General features: G+C 57.9%; 15 protein-coding genes. 7 read left to right on the plus strand and 8 right to left on the minus strand.

The window, feature by feature from the left end; genetic code table 11:
* Positions 1-35: 35 nt before the first annotated feature.
* From HU767_RS01335 to HU767_RS01345, 3 genes are all read left to right on the plus strand, one after another.
* On the plus strand, positions 36-935 hold the full coding sequence (locus HU767_RS01335) for a glycine betaine ABC transporter substrate-binding protein (protein ID WP_186728267.1): 900 nt from the start codon (positions 36-38) through the stop codon (positions 933-935).
* 85 nt (positions 936-1,020) lie between these two features.
* Entirely contained in the window at positions 1,021-2,019 is a 999-nt protein-coding gene (locus tag HU767_RS01340) for an Ldh family oxidoreductase (RefSeq protein ID WP_238349392.1), read from the plus strand.
* 42 nt (positions 2,020-2,061) lie between these two features.
* A complete protein-coding gene (locus tag HU767_RS01345) occupies positions 2,062-2,679 on the plus strand; it encodes a dimethylsulfonioproprionate lyase family protein (protein ID WP_186708359.1) in 618 nt (205 codons plus the stop codon).
* A 165-nt stretch (positions 2,680-2,844) separates the two neighbouring features.
* Here HU767_RS01345 and HU767_RS01350 read toward each other — a convergent pair whose 3' ends face one another.
* The 8 genes from HU767_RS01350 to proV form a co-directional block, all read right to left on the minus strand.
* Positions 2,845-3,801 carry a GlxA family transcriptional regulator gene (locus HU767_RS01350; protein WP_189674252.1) on the minus strand — a complete coding sequence of 319 codons (957 nt, stop codon included), beginning with the start codon at positions 3,799-3,801 and terminating at the stop codon, positions 2,845-2,847.
* 10 nt (positions 3,802-3,811) lie between these two features.
* Positions 3,812-5,158, minus strand: a complete 1,347-nt coding sequence (dddP, locus tag HU767_RS01355; protein WP_186728268.1) for a dimethylsulfonioproprionate lyase DddP — start codon at positions 5,156-5,158, stop codon at positions 3,812-3,814.
* Between the two features lie 211 nt (positions 5,159-5,369).
* Complete coding sequence (locus HU767_RS01360; RefSeq protein ID WP_186728269.1) at positions 5,370-6,860, minus strand: aldehyde dehydrogenase; 1,491 nt, start codon at positions 6,858-6,860, stop codon at positions 5,370-5,372.
* Between the two features lies 1 nt (position 6,861).
* Positions 6,862-7,764 (minus strand): dihydrodipicolinate synthase family protein, encoded by a 903-nt coding sequence (locus tag HU767_RS01365; RefSeq protein WP_186728270.1) that lies wholly within the window; start codon positions 7,762-7,764, stop codon positions 6,862-6,864.
* Between the two features lie 132 nt (positions 7,765-7,896).
* Positions 7,897-9,216, minus strand: a complete 1,320-nt coding sequence (locus tag HU767_RS01370; protein ID WP_186728271.1) for an FAD-binding oxidoreductase — start codon at positions 9,214-9,216, stop codon at positions 7,897-7,899.
* A 199-nt stretch (positions 9,217-9,415) separates the two neighbouring features.
* On the minus strand, positions 9,416-10,444 hold the full coding sequence (gene proX, locus HU767_RS01375; protein ID WP_186728272.1) for a glycine betaine/L-proline ABC transporter substrate-binding protein ProX: 1,029 nt from the start codon (positions 10,442-10,444) through the stop codon (positions 9,416-9,418).
* Between the two features lie 54 nt (positions 10,445-10,498).
* Positions 10,499-11,452, minus strand: coding sequence for a glycine betaine/L-proline ABC transporter permease ProW (gene proW / locus HU767_RS01380; RefSeq protein ID WP_186728273.1), 954 nt, complete (start codon positions 11,450-11,452; stop codon positions 10,499-10,501).
* A gap of 94 nt (positions 11,453-11,546) precedes the next feature.
* On the minus strand, positions 11,547-12,707 hold the full coding sequence (gene proV / locus HU767_RS01385; protein ID WP_186728274.1) for a glycine betaine/L-proline ABC transporter ATP-binding protein ProV: 1,161 nt from the start codon (positions 12,705-12,707) through the stop codon (positions 11,547-11,549).
* Positions 12,708-13,040: 333 nt separating this feature from the next.
* Here proV and HU767_RS01390 point away from each other — a divergent pair, with 333 nt between their 5' ends.
* The 4 genes from HU767_RS01390 (at position 13,041) to HU767_RS01405 (ending at position 17,495) form a co-directional block, all read left to right on the plus strand.
* Positions 13,041-14,009, plus strand: a complete 969-nt coding sequence (locus tag HU767_RS01390) for a LysR family transcriptional regulator (protein ID WP_186708377.1) — start codon at positions 13,041-13,043, stop codon at positions 14,007-14,009.
* 274 nt (positions 14,010-14,283) lie between these two features.
* Complete coding sequence (locus tag HU767_RS01395) at positions 14,284-15,519, plus strand: aromatic ring-hydroxylating dioxygenase subunit alpha (protein ID WP_186728275.1); 1,236 nt, start codon at positions 14,284-14,286, stop codon at positions 15,517-15,519.
* A gap of 98 nt (positions 15,520-15,617) precedes the next feature.
* Positions 15,618-16,511: a dihydrodipicolinate synthase family protein gene (locus HU767_RS01400; RefSeq protein ID WP_186728276.1), complete on the plus strand. Its 894-nt coding sequence runs from the start codon at positions 15,618-15,620 to the stop codon at positions 16,509-16,511.
* A 96-nt stretch (positions 16,512-16,607) separates the two neighbouring features.
* A complete protein-coding gene (locus tag HU767_RS01405) occupies positions 16,608-17,495 on the plus strand; it encodes a DMT family transporter (protein ID WP_186728277.1) in 888 nt (295 codons plus the stop codon).
* The last annotated feature ends 801 nt before the right edge of the window (positions 17,496-18,296 follow it).

Genomic DNA, 18,296 nt, shown 5'->3' on the forward strand with positions numbered 1-18,296 from the left:
CCAATAACTATTAATACAGTACGCGGAGATGCACCATGATGACGTTGTCCAGTAAGACGTGTATCGGCTGGTTTGCCGGCCTGGCGATGGCCGCCAGCAGCCTGATGACCCACGCCGAGGAAGCCACGCCTATCCGCATCGGATGGGTGAATTGGTCGGATACGGAAATTGCCGTAAAGCTGGCGGATACCGCATTGCGCGACCACTTGAAGCAACCGGTCAAATTGGTGCTCGCCGATATTGGCATTCAGTTCCAGGCCTTGGCCAACGGCAATATCGACCTGATCCCGATGGTCTGGCTGCCGAGCACTCACAAGGCGTTCTACGACAAATACCAGGACAAGCTCGAAGACCTTGGCGTGTTGTATGAAGGTCGGATCGGCATGGCGGTGCCAACGTCCATTCCCACCAGCGAGATTGCCAGTGTCGAAGACCTGAACAAGCCTGAAGTACGGGAAAAACTCGGCGGCAAGATCCTGACCTCGGAAGTGGGCAATGGCCAATACAAACTCACGGAAAAGGCCATCAAGGAATACAAGCTCGAGGGCTACAAGATGGTCGCCTCTTCGGAGTCCGGCATGTTGAGCGAGCTGGATCGCAACCTCAAGCGTGACAAATGGGCCTTGATCAACGCCTGGAGCCCGCACTGGATGTTCGCCAAGTGGCCGCTGCGCTACCTGGACGATCCGAAGCAGATTTTCGGGGGCGCCGAGCAGATTCACGCGGTGGCTCGCAAAGGCTTCAGCGCCGAACATCCTGATGTCGCCCGGTTCTTCGCCAACTTCAAGATCCCCAAGGCCGACCTCGAGAAGTTGATGGCGACCGCTCGTGACAGTTCGGCGGACAAGGTCGTTGCGGAGTATTACGCCGCCAACAAGCCGCGCTTCGAGGCGATGTTCGGCAGCCAGACCGCTTCCGCGACACCGGCCCAGTAATGGCCGTCATCCAATAGTTGTGTTGCCGTCCGATGCCCTTTGTGAGGGGCATCGGCTGCATCGAACGAACATTCAGGCGATCCCCTTGAAGACCACCGCTTACCGTCGCTTTACCCTGGATGAAGCGGTCGGCTGGGTGAAGCACCTCTGCGCAGCGAAGGGCTGCTCAGCCGCGGTTGCCCTCTCATTGGCCCACGCCACCGTGGCTGCGCAAGCGCGCGGTAACCAGGCCGTGGGGTTCCGGCATCTTGCCGATTACTTGTCGGGCTTTTCCTCCGGACGCATCGATCCACGTGCCGAGCCAAGTATCTCCCGCGCTGGCGCGATGATCTTCAAATCCGATGCCCAAGGCGGAATTGCCCAGTTGGGGGTCGATCGCTGTTTCGATTCGCTGTGCCATGCCGCGCACGCCAATGGCATGGCCACGTTGAGCCAATGCAACAGTTTTACCAGCGGTGAGTTGGGCGACTACACGCTGCGGTTTGCCCAGGCCGGGCTGATTGCCTTGGCGGTCGCAAACGGACCGGCGCTGGTGGCCGTTCCTGGCGCCAAGGGCAAGACCTACTCGACCAACCCGCTCTCGTTTGCCGCGCCCTCGGCCGATGGCATCCCCTTGTTGTTCGACCAGGCCTGCAGTGCCGCGGCATTCGTGAACATCGCCCACGCCGCTTCGACGGGCAACGATATTCCCGAGGGTTGGGCGGTGGATCAGGAGGGCAACGGCACACGTAATGCCCTGGCGGCGCTGGGCGGTGCGCTGCTGCCTTTTGGCGGTTATCGTGGGGCCAACCTGATGCTCATGGTCGAGGTTCTGGCGGCGGGGCTCACGGGCGCCAACTGGTCGCTGGATGCGCCGGACTTCAACCAGGGAAACCAGACGCCTGGCTGTGGCCTGTTGATCCAGCTGCTGGCGCCGGATTTCTTTTCGGCGGGATTCGAGCTGCGGCTCTCAAGTCAACTGACCCGCCTGGCGCAGATGGGCGTCCACAGGCCGGGATGGGAACGGCAACATTCAACGGTCACCGCGCAGAATGATGGGATCAGTGTTCCCGTTGACCTGCTGGAACAACTGAGTTGTCTGTAAGCCGCTCCGATACGTCGCTCGGGAAATGGGATCGAAACGATGATGAATAGCACTGAAAATCCAGCGTGGGGTCAGGACATTCTCCGCAGCGGCGACTCGCTCAGGTGTTCGCTTCAAAACATCCTGTCGGGCAGCGGCTGCGATGAGGCGCAAGCGCATGTCGCGTCCCTGAAGGCGGCCCAATGGACGATCAGGACGGCTGCGCAAGCTTCAAATGCACTGCCAGGCTTTTTGGCGTCCCACTTATCCGAGGCACTTGAAGCTGCGCCCAGGACCGATGATGACCTGCTGTCGATACGGGGTGCGTTAGGCACGCTCTTGCCCCATGTCACCTGGATGAATCGCCAGGCCCGGGCCGACCAGGACAGCGCTTTCGTGGAGCGGCATCGCCACGGGATGATCGCCGGCCCCGGAGGGTTATTTGAATGTTCCACCCTGACCTTGGGATTGGCGCTCATGCTGCCCGAAACCTGCTACCCCTATCACCAACACCCGCCTGCCGAGTTCTATCTCGTCCTGTCGCCGGGCGAGTGGTATCGGGAGGAGGTGGGGTGGTGGAGTCCTGGCGCGGGAGGTTTGGTGTTCAACCCGCCCTCCTGTGTCCATGCAATGAAGTCGAGGGATGTTCCACTTCTGGCCCTGTGGGGCTTGATGCACTAGTGCTTCGTTATAAGAAACGATGAACTCACTGCCCATCTACAGCCTATCGAAGTCGCCCGCCATGAGTTGATGTAGGTTCTGCACGTTTGAGCTCCATCGACATCCGCTCACCGTCTACGCGGAGGCGGTGACGGTCCGGGAATGCGATGCGTACCCAGGCAGCGCTCATAGTTCGTGGCGACGTTCCCTCGACGGGGGGTAACCAAAAAAGGCGCTGTAGCATTTACTGAAATGCGGGGTTGAGACAAAGCCGCAGGCAATTGAAACATCGATGATCGCCAAGCGTGAATTCTGTATCAGGTGTTGGGCGCCTTTAAGTCGCAGTTCCAGGTAATAGCGCTGGGGAGGGACGCCCAATTGTTCCTGGAAAAGTCGTTGCACCTGACGTCTTGATAATTGAACACACTCGGCAAGTTGATCCGGGCCCAGCGGTTCCTCCAGGTTACTCTCCATCAAGGTGATGATTTCTCGTAGCGGGGCGCTGACCTTGCCGTCTTGCACCTGTACTGAAGTCCGAAACCTGGATTGGTCATGATCCAACAGGTCAAAAACCGCGTTCGCGACGTTCTGATCAAGCGCTTTGTAAAGCCACTTCATCATCATCTGAAAAGCGCCCGCGGGACTCGCCGCCGTGAGCCGGTCTCGATCGAATACCACGGCGTCCAACGTGACGTTCGTGTTGGGCGAAAACTCGGATAACGCGATCCGTTGTTCTGCGTGAATGGCACAGCGGTAACCGTCCAGCAGCCCGGCCTTGCCCAGATACCAGGCGCCATTCCATAGCCCTCCGAGCGCGATGGGCATGCTGGCGAGTTTGTTCAATAGTTTCACCAACCCATCAGGCACGACTCTAGGCGTGCGCAACCCTCCGCAGACAATCATCAGATCCAGGGCGGCGATCCTGATGTCGGTCAGGGGGGTATCCGGCCTGATGGGGATGGCCAGGTCGCTCATGACTTCGGAGTCGTTGCGACTGAATGTATGCACTTTTACCGAGCCTGGCCGGATCAGATTGGCCGTCACGAGCACGTCCAGGCATTGCGTGAAGCACGTCAGGGAAAAGTTCTCAAGCAAGAGAAAACCGATGCTTGATGGTTTATGGCCTTCAATTAAATGGCTCATCAATCAAGCTTCATATGCGCAGAAAGCTGTCGTCGAAGGGGTAATGCGTCAACAATTCATAGCCGGTTTCAGTGACCAGTAATTGGTTCTCCAACTTGATGCCATCGCGGCCACCCACTTCACCCACGTACGCCTCGACACACAGGGCCATGCCTGCTTGCAGCTCGCCCTCGTATCCGTAGGATTCCAGGTCCTCCGGATAGCGGACACAGGGGTACTCGTCACACAGGCCGACACCGTGGAGCAGCACGCCGTACCGCTGGGCGCGGCAGGACTCGGGGAGCCGATGGGCCTTGGCGGTCAGTTCCGTGAAGCGTACGCCTGGCTTGATCAACTCGGTGTTATGGACGATATGGTCATGGGCAATTCGATACAGGCGTCTCTGTTCGGCCGTGGGCTCCAGTCCCCCACAAATCCAACTGCGAGACATGTCCACGCACATGCCGTAGGTGCCGATCAGATCGGTGTCGAACGACAACAGGTCGCCGTCGCTCAACACCCGTGGGCCAGACTCCTGGAACCAGGGGTTGGTGCGAGGGCCGGAACTGAGGATGCGCGTCTCGATCCATTCGCCACCACGGCGGATATTGCCGGAATGCAGGGCGGCCCAGACATCGTTTTCGGTCACGCCGGCGCGCATCGCCTGGTGCATTTCGGCCACTGAGGCTTCACACGCGGCCACCGCGCAGCGCATTGCCTTGATTTCATCCGGGCCTTTGATCATGCGCGCGAACTCGGTCACTTCCTGGCCGCTGCATATCTCGATCGCCAGGTCATCCAATGCGCGCACGCCAGCAACTTCGATTCGATCGACCGCAAGCCGGCGGTTGGCTCCGGCGTGCTGGCGCAGCAACTCGTCCAGTTGTGCGGCGAAATGCCTGGCGTGTCGATCGGTGTGCTCGCCGGTCTCGAAAAAGAAAAAAGACGCGCCGCTGCGCAATTCTGTAATCAGCGGCAAATGGGCGGAAAGGTGATCGCAGCCATGGAAGTCCCACAACACGAGGTGCCCACTGGCGGCGACGAAGCAGGCCCGCGCGGGGTTATGGGCCGTCCATAACTGCATGTTGGTGGTGTCGGTCGCGTAGCGGATATTCAGCGGATCGAATAACAGAATGCCGCCCAGGTCACGGGCGACCAACTGATCAACCAGTCGTTGCAATCGATAGGTACGCAGGGTGGGCAAATGGGGCGGCTCCAGGCCCAAACGCTCCCACTCCGCGAACGCCAGGGGAGTGGGGCCTATTTCGACGCGGTCGTTGTCATTGACTGAGCCATCTTTTTTTAATGCGGTTGCGCGCTGCCTGGCCGGGTCGATGCGTCGAGCATTGGGTGGAATCGAAAAAGGTGAAGGGGTCATGATGGCGTCCAGTGTTCAGTCTGCTAGAAGTATTGTCAGCTGTGCCGGCCTCATCGCGAGCAGGCTCGCTCCCACATTCCTTCGGCGTACACATGACCCTGTGGAGCAAGCTCATTCCCACATTCCTCCGGCGTACACATGACCCCTGTGGGAGCGAGCCTGCTCGCGATGAGGCCAGTACAGCCGCCACAAAATCGCGATCTCGATCAGGTTATGAAGCATCGATCCAGATGGTTTTCAGCTCGGTGTACTGGTCATGGGCCCAGACGGATTTGTCGCGCCCCCCAAAGCCAGACTCCTTGTAGCCGCCGAACGGCGTGGAGGCGTCGCCTTCACCGAAACAGTTGACCGTGACCACGCCCGCACGAATTTCCCGCGACAGGCGCAAGGCATTGCGCAGGCTGCCGGTATAGGCGGAGGCCGCGAGGCCGTAGACCGTGTCGTTGGCCAGCCCGATGGCTTCGTCGATCGAACTGAAGCTGGTCACGCTGAGTACCGGCCCGAAGATCTCCTCGATAAACAGGCGACTGTCACGTTCGACGCCATCGATGATGGTCGGCTGCACGAACACGCCGGACTCGGTCTTGCCCCCTTGCATCACATTGAGTTTGTGCTCGGCTGCGTATTCCAGATAAGAACGGACTTTGTCGAAATGGGTTTTGCTGATCATGGCGCCGAGGCGATTTTCAGGATCGAGCGGGTCACCCATTTTCCAATCGCGCAGGTGCTTGCCGATCAGTTGCAGCAGTTCATCCTTGACGTCTTCATGGACGATCAGCCGCGAGGAGGCCGAGCAGTTCTCGCCCATGTTCCAGAAAGCGCCAGCCGTCACATACTGGGCCACCTGATCAAGGTCTTCGCAGTCGTTCATCACCACGGCGGGGTTTTTACCCCCCAGTTCCAGCACGACGCGCTTGAGGTTGGACTCGGACGCGTACTTGAGGAACAACCGGCCGGTGTCGGTCGAACCGGTGAAGCTGACCATCGCCACATCCATGTGCCGACCGATTGCCTCGCCAGCCTCCCGGCCGCCGCCAGGGGTGATGTTGAACACGCCTGGCGGAATACCGGCCTGATGGGCCAGTTCGGCCACACGCAGCGCGGTCAGGGTGGTTTCCTTGGCCGGCTTGACCACGATGGAACAGCCGGCCGCCAAGGACGGGCCAATCTTCCAGGCCAGCATCAACAGAGGGAAGTTCCACGGCAGGACCAGGCCGACGACGCCGATCGCTTCGCGCACCACCAGGGTGACCGCACCGTGGCCGGTCGGCGCGGTGCTGTCGTACACCTTGTCGATCAACTCCGCATGCCAGCGCAGGGTATGGATCGTGTCGGGCACATCGACGTTCTGGCATTCACTGACCGGCTTGCCGCTGTCCAGGCTTTCCAGCACGGCGAGCTCGTGGGCGTTGTCTTCCAGCAATTGGGCGAAACGCAGGAGCACCTGCTTACGTGCGCCGGGCGACAGCTTATGCCAGCGACCATCCTCGAAGGCTTGCTTGGCGGCGGCTACGGCAACGTCGACGTCACGGCTATCGCACGCCGCGATCTCGGCAAGCTGTTCACCCGTGGCCGGGTTCGTGGTGATGAAGGTTTTTCCAGAGAGGGCATCACGGAACTCGCCGTTGATGAACGCCTGGGTCGGGAATTTCAACTGGGCGGCGATGGCCGCGTACTGTTCTTTGCTCAGTAAATCAGCCATTTCAGGCACCTCCAGTGATCTGCGCGATGTTGCGCTTGAGCTCGGTGACGACGGCTTGCAGCGCCTGCTTTTCCTCAAGGTCCAGGCCATGCAGAGGGGCGCGCAGGCCACCGGTGCGCAAGCCGTTCAGTTCACAGCCGTACTTGATGGACTGGACAAACTTCCCGCCTTCCAGGAAGTCCATCAGCGGCATCATCGCCGCCATGATGCGGCGGCCTTTGTCGAAGTCCTTCTCGACAACGCAGGCCTCGTACAACGCGACGTGCTCGCGGGGGATGAAGTTGGAACCGGCGCACACCCAACTGCGGGCGCCCCAGGCGAAAAATTCCAGGGCTTGATCGTCCCACCCGCATGACAGGGCGATGTGCGGGTACTTGCAGGCCAAACGGTGCATCTGGGCCATGTCACCGGAGCTTTCCTTGATGGCAACGATGTTTTTCACATCGCCGACCTCGTCAAAGAATTCCTCGCCCATGCTCACGCCCATGCGGCCTGGATAGTTGTAAAGCATGATGGGCAGACCGGCGGCGCGGTCCACCGCCTTGACATGCAGGGCGATCTCTTTTTGTGTCGGCAATGCATAGGGTGGCGAGCCCACCAACAACGCATCGGCCTTGATGGCCTTCACCGCTTCGGCGTAGGCGACCGAGTCTTCAGTGCGGATGGCGCCGGTACCGACGATCAGCGGCAGACGACCGCGCAATACGTCCTTGGCCTGGGCGGCCAGGTCGAAACGCTCCTGGGCAGTGTGTGCGTAATATTCGCCGGTCGAGCCGCCGATAATGATGCCGTGGACCTTGGCGTCGACCAGATACTCCAGGACTTCGGCGAAGGCGGTCTTATCGATACTGCCGTCAGCGGTCAGCGGCGTAACGGCCGGTGTGTAAATGCCTTCAAACTTCATTGATCTCGCTCCAGTTAGTGTCACTGCCTATCAAGCGGCGCTAGCCAGTCAGCGCAGCCTTTTTTAACCAAGAGAACCGCTCGCAGAAGACCGAGCGAGCAGCGCCAACGTCTTCAAGTTTTTTCGATATGGTTAACTTTCTTTACCCGCTCGGTATTGCCCCCAGCGCAAACTTATATTGACGCCCGCTGCAACCAGCGGGGCGGGTGGATTAGGGCAGGGGCCGGGTGATTTCAAGACAAAATCAATGAGCTCGGATTGTTCTCCAGCCAGCCAATCCGCCAAGAGTTTGCCGGTCGCCGTCCCGCGGGTAACACCTAGTCCGTTGCAGCACAGAGCTCCGTAGACGTTGGGTGAAAGTTCACCGAAATAACCCATATGGTTGCGTGAAAGAGCCAGTGCGCCGCCCCAGGTATAGTCGAAGTTCATTTCAGGCAACATGGGAAAGCGTTGTTCAAAAGAGGCCTGATGCCGGGCGACAAAGCGTTTCAAGTATTTTGCATCGCTGCGGCCGTCCGGGTTGAAGCTGAAACTGTTACGGATCAAAAGACGATTGTCCGGTGTGCGACGTACCGTGGTGCCGAATGGATCCGCAGGAATGACACCCCAATAAGGCCGTCCGCCAAGACGAGCTTGTTCTTGCTCGGTCATGGGGCGGGTCAGGCTGGCATAGGTGAACACCGGCAGCATGCGGCCCTTCAGGAAACCGAAACTCATGCCAAAGGCATTGTTGGTCAGGATCAGTTTGTCCGCAGTGATTGAGCCCGCAGCATGCGTGAGCACCGTTTTCGTGCCGTACTCCACGTGAGTGATCGCGGTGTTTTCGTACAGCGTCACGTTACTGGGAAGGCTGTCGGCCAAACCTTTGACCAGTGCCGAAGGCTGAAGCAAAGACGTCCCCGGCGTAAATAAGGCCTTGCGGTAAAAATGCGTGCCGATATGTTCGGGCAGTTCGCCAGCCTCAATCATCTGGTAGGGCTGATCGAGTTTATCGAGCCCGCGACGGTAGGCCTCCAGGACGGCGATGCCCCGTGGTTCAACGGCTGCCTGATATTTACCACAATGTTTCATTTGGCAATCGATGCCGTGGCGTTCAACTAATTCTTTTAAATAATTCAGGCCACTCAGGTTAAGTTTCAGTGTGGTTTTCGCCGTGGCGATATCGCCGATGTAATCCTCGGCGGCGATGTCATGGGGCAGGTCGATAGCGAACCCGGCATTACGACCGGAAGTGCCAAATCCCACTTCCTGAGCGTCGATCAACACGATCTGATCGTCGGGGAAATGAGTCGCGAGCTGCCGGGCGGCGGCAAGGCCGGTGAAGCCGGCACCGACAATCACCCAACGGGCACTGCCATGGCCTTGATGGGCGGGCTTGATTTGGCGCCCCTTGCTCAAGTGGTACCACCCGCAAGATTGATCATCGGCAGGCAATGAAGATACTTTTAACATTTCAAGATCCTGTTCATTCAACCGAGCCGATGCCAGTCATGCAAAAAAGGGTGCTCGATAACTTCACGTGAGCTGAGAATCCACGTAAGTGTTAAAACTTTGCAGTTCAATTAACTATGTTTGAGGCGAAGTGCGGCTACGAACGCAATGCTATTAAAGGCCGGGGCCGTCATCGACGTGCCCCACCTCGATAGGCTTATTATTTGCTGGCTTGTGTCGCCGCAGCGCGAGCCGTTTGCAACCAGGCATCAAATTGCTGCCGATGGGCGGCAACCCACTCCTTGGCATGACGGCGGATATCAGCAGGCTTTTTCTCGCCCTGTTGCATTTTCAAGTTCTGGGCGCTTTCGTCAGCGGTGGTAATTTGCATCACCGAAAGGAACTTCAACGCCGCTGGATTCTTATCGGCGAAGTCTTTGTTCAACACGGCCTCGACCTTATCGACTGCAAAACCGAGATTCTTGCCCTTGTACATCGTGTCGACATCATTCTTGCCATCAGGCAGGTCGGTTTTCGGTACTTCCAGCCAGACCACATCCTTGTCTTCGACCAACACATTGGCAATCCATTGTGGAACCCAAGTGAAGTAGAGAATCGGTTGCCCTTCCTTATAACGCGTAATGGTGTCAGCCATCAGTGCGAAATAGGAGCCCTGGTTGACGGTGACCGTTTTATCCAGGCCATAGGCTTTCATATGATGGGAGATAATCAGCTCGCAGCCCCATCCAGGGTTGCATCCCGTCATGTCTGCCTTGCCGTCGCCGTCGGTGTCGAACAGTTTGGCGATTTCCGGTTTTTTCAAGTCAGTGATGTACTTGATGTTATGAGCTTCAGCGGTCTTCTTGTCGATCAAGTAACCTTGGAGCACGCCGGGCATGATGTCGCCCGCCTTGACCATGGTCTTGTCGCCCCCGGCCTGCTGATAGAACTTATCGTGCAATTTGTCCCACAAGTGCACCGTAAAGTCCGCATCACCACTGCCCAGGGCCATCATCATGACGCCGTACTCGGTCTCCTTGGGTTCTTGCACTTTGTAACCCAGCTCTCGGAGGCCTTCCATCGCCACTTCGCCGCGGAATCGTTCTTCAGCGATAGAGGGGAAGATAGGAGTGATCTTTACACCGTCGCCCGGTTGGTTGGCCGAGGCGTTTGCGCAAAGCGACATCGCCGCGATGGAAAGGACTGCAGCGCAGTTGAGAATGCTACGGGAAAGCTTGAATTCAGACATCTTCGCGTACCTTTTTGGTTTTATCTTCGTGTGCGGCAGATCGAATACGAGGGTTTAAGCTGTCTTGCTCCTTCCCACCGGTTGTTTCGCCCCGAACAAGCGCAGAACAAAGCCGACAGGACCTGTGTGATACCAGCGCAGGCTTGGGTCGGCCCCGGTGCGTGCCCCCATGGCTTGGGTCAGGCGGTCAAGGAAGATGGCGAGCAGCACCAGGCCAGTCCCGCCGACCGTGGCCAAGCCCATGTCCAGGCGGCCGATGCCGCGCAGGACCATTTGGCCAAGGCCGCCCACCGAGATCATCGAAGCGATCACCACCATCGACAGCGAAAGCATCAGGGTCTGGTTGAGTCCCGCCATGATGGTGGGCGTCGCCAGGGGCAACTGGACGCGGGTCAGCATCTGCCGCGGCGTGCAGCCGAACGCGCGGGCCGCTTCTATCTTGTCCTCCGGGACCTGGCGGATGCCCAGGTTCGTCAGGCGCACCAGAGGGGGGAGGGCGAAGACAATGGTGACAAGGATGCCCGGCACGTTGCCGATGCCGAACAGCATGACGACAGGCACCAGGTAAACGAACGCCGGCAGTGTCTGCATGGCGTCGAGTAGGGGGCGCAGGAGCTTTTCCAAGTTGTCGCTACGGGCGCAGAGAATACCCAGGGGTATCCCTAGCAGGGCACAAAAGAACACCGAAGTCAGTACGAGCGCCAAGGTAGTCATCGACTCGGACCAGACGCCGATAAGGCCCAGTAGGGTGAGCGTCACAAAACACAGCAGAGCCATGCGTTTGCCGGCTAGCTGCCATCCCAGCAAGGAAGACAGAATGATCCCGATGCTGGGTGGGATGCTTTGCAGTGTGTATTCGACGCCGTTCAGTACCTGGTCAATCGGCCAGCGGATGGCGCGGAACACATCGCGAAAGTTGTGTACCAGGAAATTGAGGGTGCTTTCCACCCAGTCACCCAATGGAATAGTGAGGACTTGAAACGGGTCGAGAAAACTGAATTCGGACATCAGGGTTTACCTCTTCATCATCACCGCAGCGGCGTTATGAAGGCCGCAGGTACTTCAGGTCAGGGACGCGCCAGCGTAGAAGGGCGCGCCTGTATTAATGGCGGCTCAGCGTTTGCAGCAACTGGCTCTTCGACAGGGTTCCGGTGAGCGCCCCCGAACGGTCGAGTACAGGGACCGGGTAGGGCAGGTTGGCTGCGATTTCCAGTACTTCGTGCAGGGGGGTATCGGTAAAGACGGGATGCTGTTGGTGCTGGGTGTAATGCGTGCTGCCACCTGCGCCGCTGGTATCGATATCCACGACCCCGAGCAATTGCCCGCCTTCATCGATCAAGTAACCGAACGGTAGGCCGGCCTTGAACTGTGGCGCTTGGCCGTTCAGCTTGCGAACCCATTCCGGATCGAGCCTGGCCACGTCGCCTGCCTTGAGGATCCGTGAGCTGTCGAAGCCTTTGAAGAAGGTGCGGACATAGTCGTTGGCCGGTTGACTGATCAGCTCTTGAGGCGTGCCGATCTGTACCACCTGACCGCCCTCCATGATCGCGATGCGGTGACCGATGCGAACGGCTTCCTCAATGTCATGGGAAATGAAGATGATGGTGCGCTTCTGTTCTGCCTGCAGGCGGATGAGCTCTCCCTGCATCTCGCTGCGGATAAGCGGGTCCAGGGCGGAAAAGGCTTCATCCATCAGCAGGATGGTCGGGTCGTTGGCCAGCGCGCGGGCCAGGCCTACCCGTTGTTGCATGCCGCCGGAAAGTTGATGCGGATAACTGTGCTCCTGTCCGGCAAGACCGACTTGGCTGAGGGCTTCCCTGGCGCGGCTATGCCGCTCCTTTTCACTGATACCGGAAATTTCCAGGCCAAAGGCAGTGTTTTCCAGAACGCTCATGTGCGGCATCAAGGCAAAGGATTGGAACACCATGCCCATCTCTTTGCGGCGAACATCCAGAAGAGCTTTATCAGCCAACCCGGTAATTTCGCGGCCGTTCAGATAAATGCTGCCTGACGTGGGCTCGATGAGGCGGTTGAACAATCGCACCATCGTCGACTTCCCGGATCCCGAGAGCCCCATGATCACAAAGATTTCGCCACGCTTAACCGCAAAGCTGGCGTCGAAAACACCAATCACTTGACCTGTTTTCTCAAAGACATCTTTTTTACTGGCCCCTGCGGCGAGCATTTTCATCGCCGCGTCGGGGTGTGCGCCAAATATCTTAAAAACATTCTTAACTGAAATGATTTCGTCTGGACTCGTCATTGCGTCCCTCCTTTGCGTATAACGCTACAAGCGCACGAAATCGAATTGAATTCGAACGTTGGTAATTTAGGCGGGCAGTAATAAAAGATGGATCTGCGCATGACATGTACCTGTTTTTTATTGTTTGCCCTTGGGCTCGGGCTTTTTTTCAATCTATAAGTATCCTGGTTTTAAATCCAACAACATTTACAGGGCTTTATGGATAACCTAACGTTATCCAGACCCGCCGAAACGACCGCCTTGGTCCAATCACGACGCGTTGGTATGGCCTGGGCTAGGCTATTGAGTTAGGCTCCGCCGCTTCCGCGGATGACAGGAGGATGAGGGCTTACCATGCTCAGCAGACACGTAGACCCTGATACATTGCTGCTTAGAATGCCTTCCCTTCGGGCTGTCAGAGCATTTGTCGCCGCCGCTAAATATGAAAGCTTCACGCGGGCAGCGGAGGCGCTGTGCGTATCGCAAGCCGCGATCAGTCGGCAGATTCGAGAGCTTGAGGAGTCGTTGGGCGCTCAACTGTTCATGCGTGCCGGGCGCACGGTAGAACTAACCGCCGAGGGAAAGATTTTTTTCGAGGCGGCGCAACTGTCCTTCGTTAATATCGCACAGGCGGCTGAAAGGATTCGTACCGCGCCGACGCAGAAACATATCCTGACGGTTTGTTGCTCACCGGCCTTTTCTGCATTATGGCTGTCAGAGCATCTTCCGGAGTTTCGTGCGACTAACCCGGATATTGAGTTCAATCTGATTACCACTCAGAACTTTGTGAATATGGAGCCGGGCATAGAGCCGGACATCATCATTTCAAAAATTCGCAAAGTGGGAGACGGGTACAAGAGTCATCAGTTGTGCCACGATATTATTTATCCAGTTTGCTCTCCGGCGTTTTTGGACGCGCATCCCGAACTGACCTCGCTGGAAGGGGTGCGCGATTCTTCGCTGCTCAACCTGAGTCCCTATGGACGGTCGGGCGTGGCTGAACATGTGGATTGGGGGGTATGGCTGGCTTTTCTGAACGTTGATATCGATGAGCGTCCTTCCGACTGTCCACCTATTTTTCATGCCAATGATTACAACCTGATCATGAACATGGTCCTGACCCATCAAGGCGTCGCACTGGGCTGGAACCAGCTGGTCGGGGCAATGGTCGAGCGAGGGCAGCTCGTTCGCCCTGTCGAGCATCAAGTGACGCTTCGAAACAGCCTTCATTACGTGGCCTGCAATGAAAGGACTGAATACGAAGATGCCTGTCGGAGAGTGCGCGACTGGATTCTTTCGAAATTTTCCAGGTGGAGTGTGTGAATTTTCCTCCCATTTATGTCTTCCCGGTCGGTAGCGCAATTGTAAGCAAAGTAGTGTCCGGATTCGCTGGGTCATAACGCTAAGTTATCAGTTGAGCGACGAAAATGTAGTTTTGCCGACTGGATAGGCTGTCGTACCCTTCGTGTTAAACATGGCTAAAAATATTTATTCAGCGGCTGCGTTGGACGAATCTGCGCGCAGGATCCGTTGGCCATGACACCGTTTTCTGGGCGTACTTGCCATTAACTCTCAGGTTGATGTGTAGAGGATAATAATGAATACCAAAGCTTGCGTGACCGACCTGATTAAAAAGCGTAAGGCGCGTCACGCGCTTCCCCGTGAACTGTATATTGAGCCTGAGGTTTTTCGTCAGGATCTTGAGCAGATCTGGCACAAGGACTGGATTTTTGCCGGGCATACTTTTGAGCTTGAAAAGCCCGGGCAATACTTGACGCTGCAGATCGGCGACTATCCTGTCTTGATCATCAGGGATAAAAGTGGCCAGGTGCGAGCATTTCATAATGCTTGTCGTCATCGTGGCTCTAAAGTTTGCGAACACGCCCAAGGAAAAGTCGCGAAACTGGTTTGTCCTTATCATAAGTGGACGTTCGAACTGGATGGCAGCCTTTTGTTTGCCGGTAATATGGGGGGCGATTTCGACAGGACGCAATACAATCTGAAACCTGTTCATTGTGAAATTGTTCACACCTACATTTATGTCTGCGTCGCTGACGAGGCGCCTGAGTTCGAAAGTTTCAGGCACTCTGTAAGTCCTTTCATCGCCCCGCATTTCCTGGATAACTGCAAGGTGGCTTTTGAGTCAAACCTCATCGAAAAGGGTAACTGGAAGCTCGTATTTGAAAACAATCGCGAGTGTTTCCATTGTGACGGTACGCATCCCGAGTTGATGAATTCCTTTGTCGAGAACCTTTCGGTGGCCGGGGTCGGGGGCGAAGATGATCCGGAACTGACCGCCCATTGGAATCGCTGCGAAACCGCGGGTATGCCCAGCAAGCTGGTCATGGATCCGAATGGCCGTTTTCGTATGACACGCATTCCACTGTCCGCGGGCGCCGTGAGTTACACCATGGACGGTAAACCTGCCGTGGCGGGACGCTTGGATAAAAGCGGCGAGCCGGATATTGGCGCCTTGCTCTATTTCAACTACCCGTCTACCTGGAACCACTTTCTCGGCGATCACGCCTTGAGCTTCCGGGTGCTTCCGATCGGCCCCGGCGAAACGCTGGTGACCACCAAGTGGCTGGTGCCCAGTACTGCCGTTGAAGGTGTGGACTATGAGATTGACCGGCTGACGAAGGTCTGGCTGGCCACCAACGATCAAGACCGTCGTTTGGTAGAAGGCACGCAGGCCGGTGTGACCTCGCCGACTTACGAGCCGGGACCCTTTTCGGACATTGCGGAAAATGGCGTATGCCAGTTCGATGATTGGTACTGCGAAACCATGCTGACGCGCCTCCAGGCCCAGATTCCACTTAAATCGGTGAGCTGATTTCCCTGCGACGATAGGTGTTGCCACTACTGCGTGCAAACAGCCCGGGAAGGGCTGTTGGTGCGTCCGATCAGGAAAACAAGAAGGGGCACGACCCAATGTCCGCATTCGCTTTTTCCGGCCTCAACCTGGCCGTGACCACGCCGTTCGATCCCCAAGGCAAGATTGACTATCCACGCTTTGAGACGTTGCTCGAGCGCTATCTGGCTGCTGGCGTACAGGGTTTTGTCCTGAGCTCGGGGACCGGCATGCATGTCTACCTGAGCCAGGAAGAGTCCCGACAACTGGTGGCCTTCGGCGCCAAGGTCCTCAAGGGGCGTGCTCGCGTTATTGTGCAAACCTCTGCCTTGTTGGTGGACGAAGTGGTGCAGCGCACCCGTCATGCCGCTGAATGTGGCGCCGACGGCGTCATGGTGTTGCCACCGTTTTTCGAAGGCCCGACCGACGACCAGGGCATCGTCGATTTCTACTCGACGGTGTCTGAGGTCGGGGTGCCGATCATAGGCTACAACGTGCCCCAGGCGGTGGGCGTAGAAGTGACCCCGTCGCTGTTTCGCCGGCTGAGCGAGATACCCCACTTCGTCTCGGTCAAGGACAGCAGTGGTGACCTTGCCGCCCAAGCCTCGCTGATCCGCACGGGTCTGCCGACGATGAATGGCGCCGACGCGCTGGTGCCCTACGCGCTCTTCGCCGGTGCCGCGGGCTTGATCTGGGGCGGGGCGAACATGGCCCCGCGCGCTTGTGTTGCCGTGGTGGAGGCTGCCATGAAACAGGACTGGGCACGTGCCCGGGAGGTTTGGCGGTCGATCGAGCCGGTGATGTCGTTGATCTGGCAGGGTGACTATGTGCAGTCGGTCTACGCCGCTGCCGAGATCAGCGGTTATGGGGCGGGGAATCCGCGTCGGCCCTTGACGCGTTTGTCCGCCGATAAAATCGATGTGCTCAAGGTTGCCCTTGCGCCGTTGATCGCGCTCGAGTCTGAGCTCGCCTGACAATCGGGCCCGGCTTACGATGACGCGAATGGTGTGCCGGGCATGGATGATGCCTGGCGTCACGAAGCAGCAATTCTCCTCCAGATGGAATGATCCATGAGCAATCAGTTGGACAGCGCTGCACGAGCTTATAACGTTCCCAGGCCCCAGTTCGGCATTCTCCTGTGCCTGCTCTCCATGCTGGTGTTTGCCAGCCAGGACGGGATCACCAAGGTGCTGGTCAAAGACCTTCCCGTCGCGCAGTTGGTGATGGTGCGCTATTGGGCGTTCCTGGCTTTTGCTGTGGGTTATAGCGTCTATCAGGGCAGCCTGCGGACCGCGTGCCGAAGCCGCCATCCTTACCTGCAGGTCATCCGTGCATTGGTCGGGGTGGGTGAAATCGTGCTGTTTGGATGGGGGCTGCGCTATCTGGGACTGGCGGAAATGCATGCCCTGTATGCGGTGTTCCCTTTGATGACACTGGCGTTGGCTGGGGTGTTCCTGGGTGAGTTCATCGGCGTGCGTCGTTGGGTTGCCGCCGCCGTGGGCTTCGCGGGGACGCTGGTCATCCTTCGGCCTGGCACCGGTGTCTTCGAGCTTGTAGCGCTGATTCCGCTGGCGTCTGCCTTGGGTTTCGCGGTCTTCAGTGTGCTGACGCGTCGGATCAGCCAGCATGATTCGTTCGCCACGAACATGCTGTACATGGGCTTCTTCGGCGCGATCACCATCACTTCGGTAGGCCTTCCCGGATGGGTGGCGCCGAGCCCGACGCAATGGGGCCTGATTGCGGTGCTGTCCACGACAGGCGTGGTGGCCCAGCTGTTATTTCTCCAGGCGCTGAAGTATGCAACCGCGGCCACGCTCCAGCCGTTCAACTACACGCTGCTGGTGTTTGCCACGCTGATTGGCCTGTTGATATTCGGCGAACTGCCAGACACCTGGACGGTGGTGGGGGCGTGTCTGGTGATTGCCGGTGGCATGTATGCGATCAAGGCGAAAGGGTAGTGGCCTGGCAGATACCGAGCAACACAGGCACTGCGTACCGCTCAAATCCACTGTGGGAGCGAGCCTGCTCGCGAAGGCGGTGGGTCAGCTTGCATCAGTATTGACTGTACCGCCGCCATCGCGAGCAAGCCCGGCTCCCACAGGGTTTTGTGGTGAATGCAGATATGGCTGGCACCACAAGTCCATTGTGGGAGCGAGCCTGCTCGCGAAAGCGGTGTGCCTGTCACCGGAATGCTGAATGTACCGCCGCCATCGCGAGCAAGCCCGGCTCCCACAGGGTTTTGTGGTGAATGCAGATATGGCTGACACCACAAGTCCACTGTGGGAGCGGGCTTGCTCGCGAAAGCGGTGTGCCTGTCACCGGAATGCTGAATGTACCGCCGCCATCGCGAGCAAGCTCGGTTCCCACAGGGTTCTGTGGTGAGCGCAGACATGGCTGACACCATAAGTCCACTGTGGGAGCGGGCTTGCTCGCGAAAGCGGTGGGTCAGCTTGCATCAGTATTGACTGTACCGCCGCCATCGCGAGCAAGCTCGGCTCCCACAGGGTTCTGTGGTGAGCGCAGACATGGCTGACACCACAAGTCCATTGTGGGAGCGGGCTTGCTCGCGAAAGCGGTGTGCCTGTCACCGGAATGCTGAATGTACCGCCGCCATCGCGAGCAAGCTCGGCTCCCACAGGGTTTTGTGGTGAACGCAGATATAGCTGGCACCACAAGTCCATTGTGGGAGCGAGCCTGCTCGCGAAAGCGGTGTGCCTGTCACCGGAATGCTGAATGTACCGCCGCCATCGCGAGCAAGC

The sequence above is a fragment of the Pseudomonas sp. SWRI179 genome (genome assembly GCF_014268705.1).
In the GTDB taxonomy this organism is placed as follows: Bacteria; Pseudomonadota; Gammaproteobacteria; order Pseudomonadales; family Pseudomonadaceae; genus Aquipseudomonas; species Aquipseudomonas zanjanensis.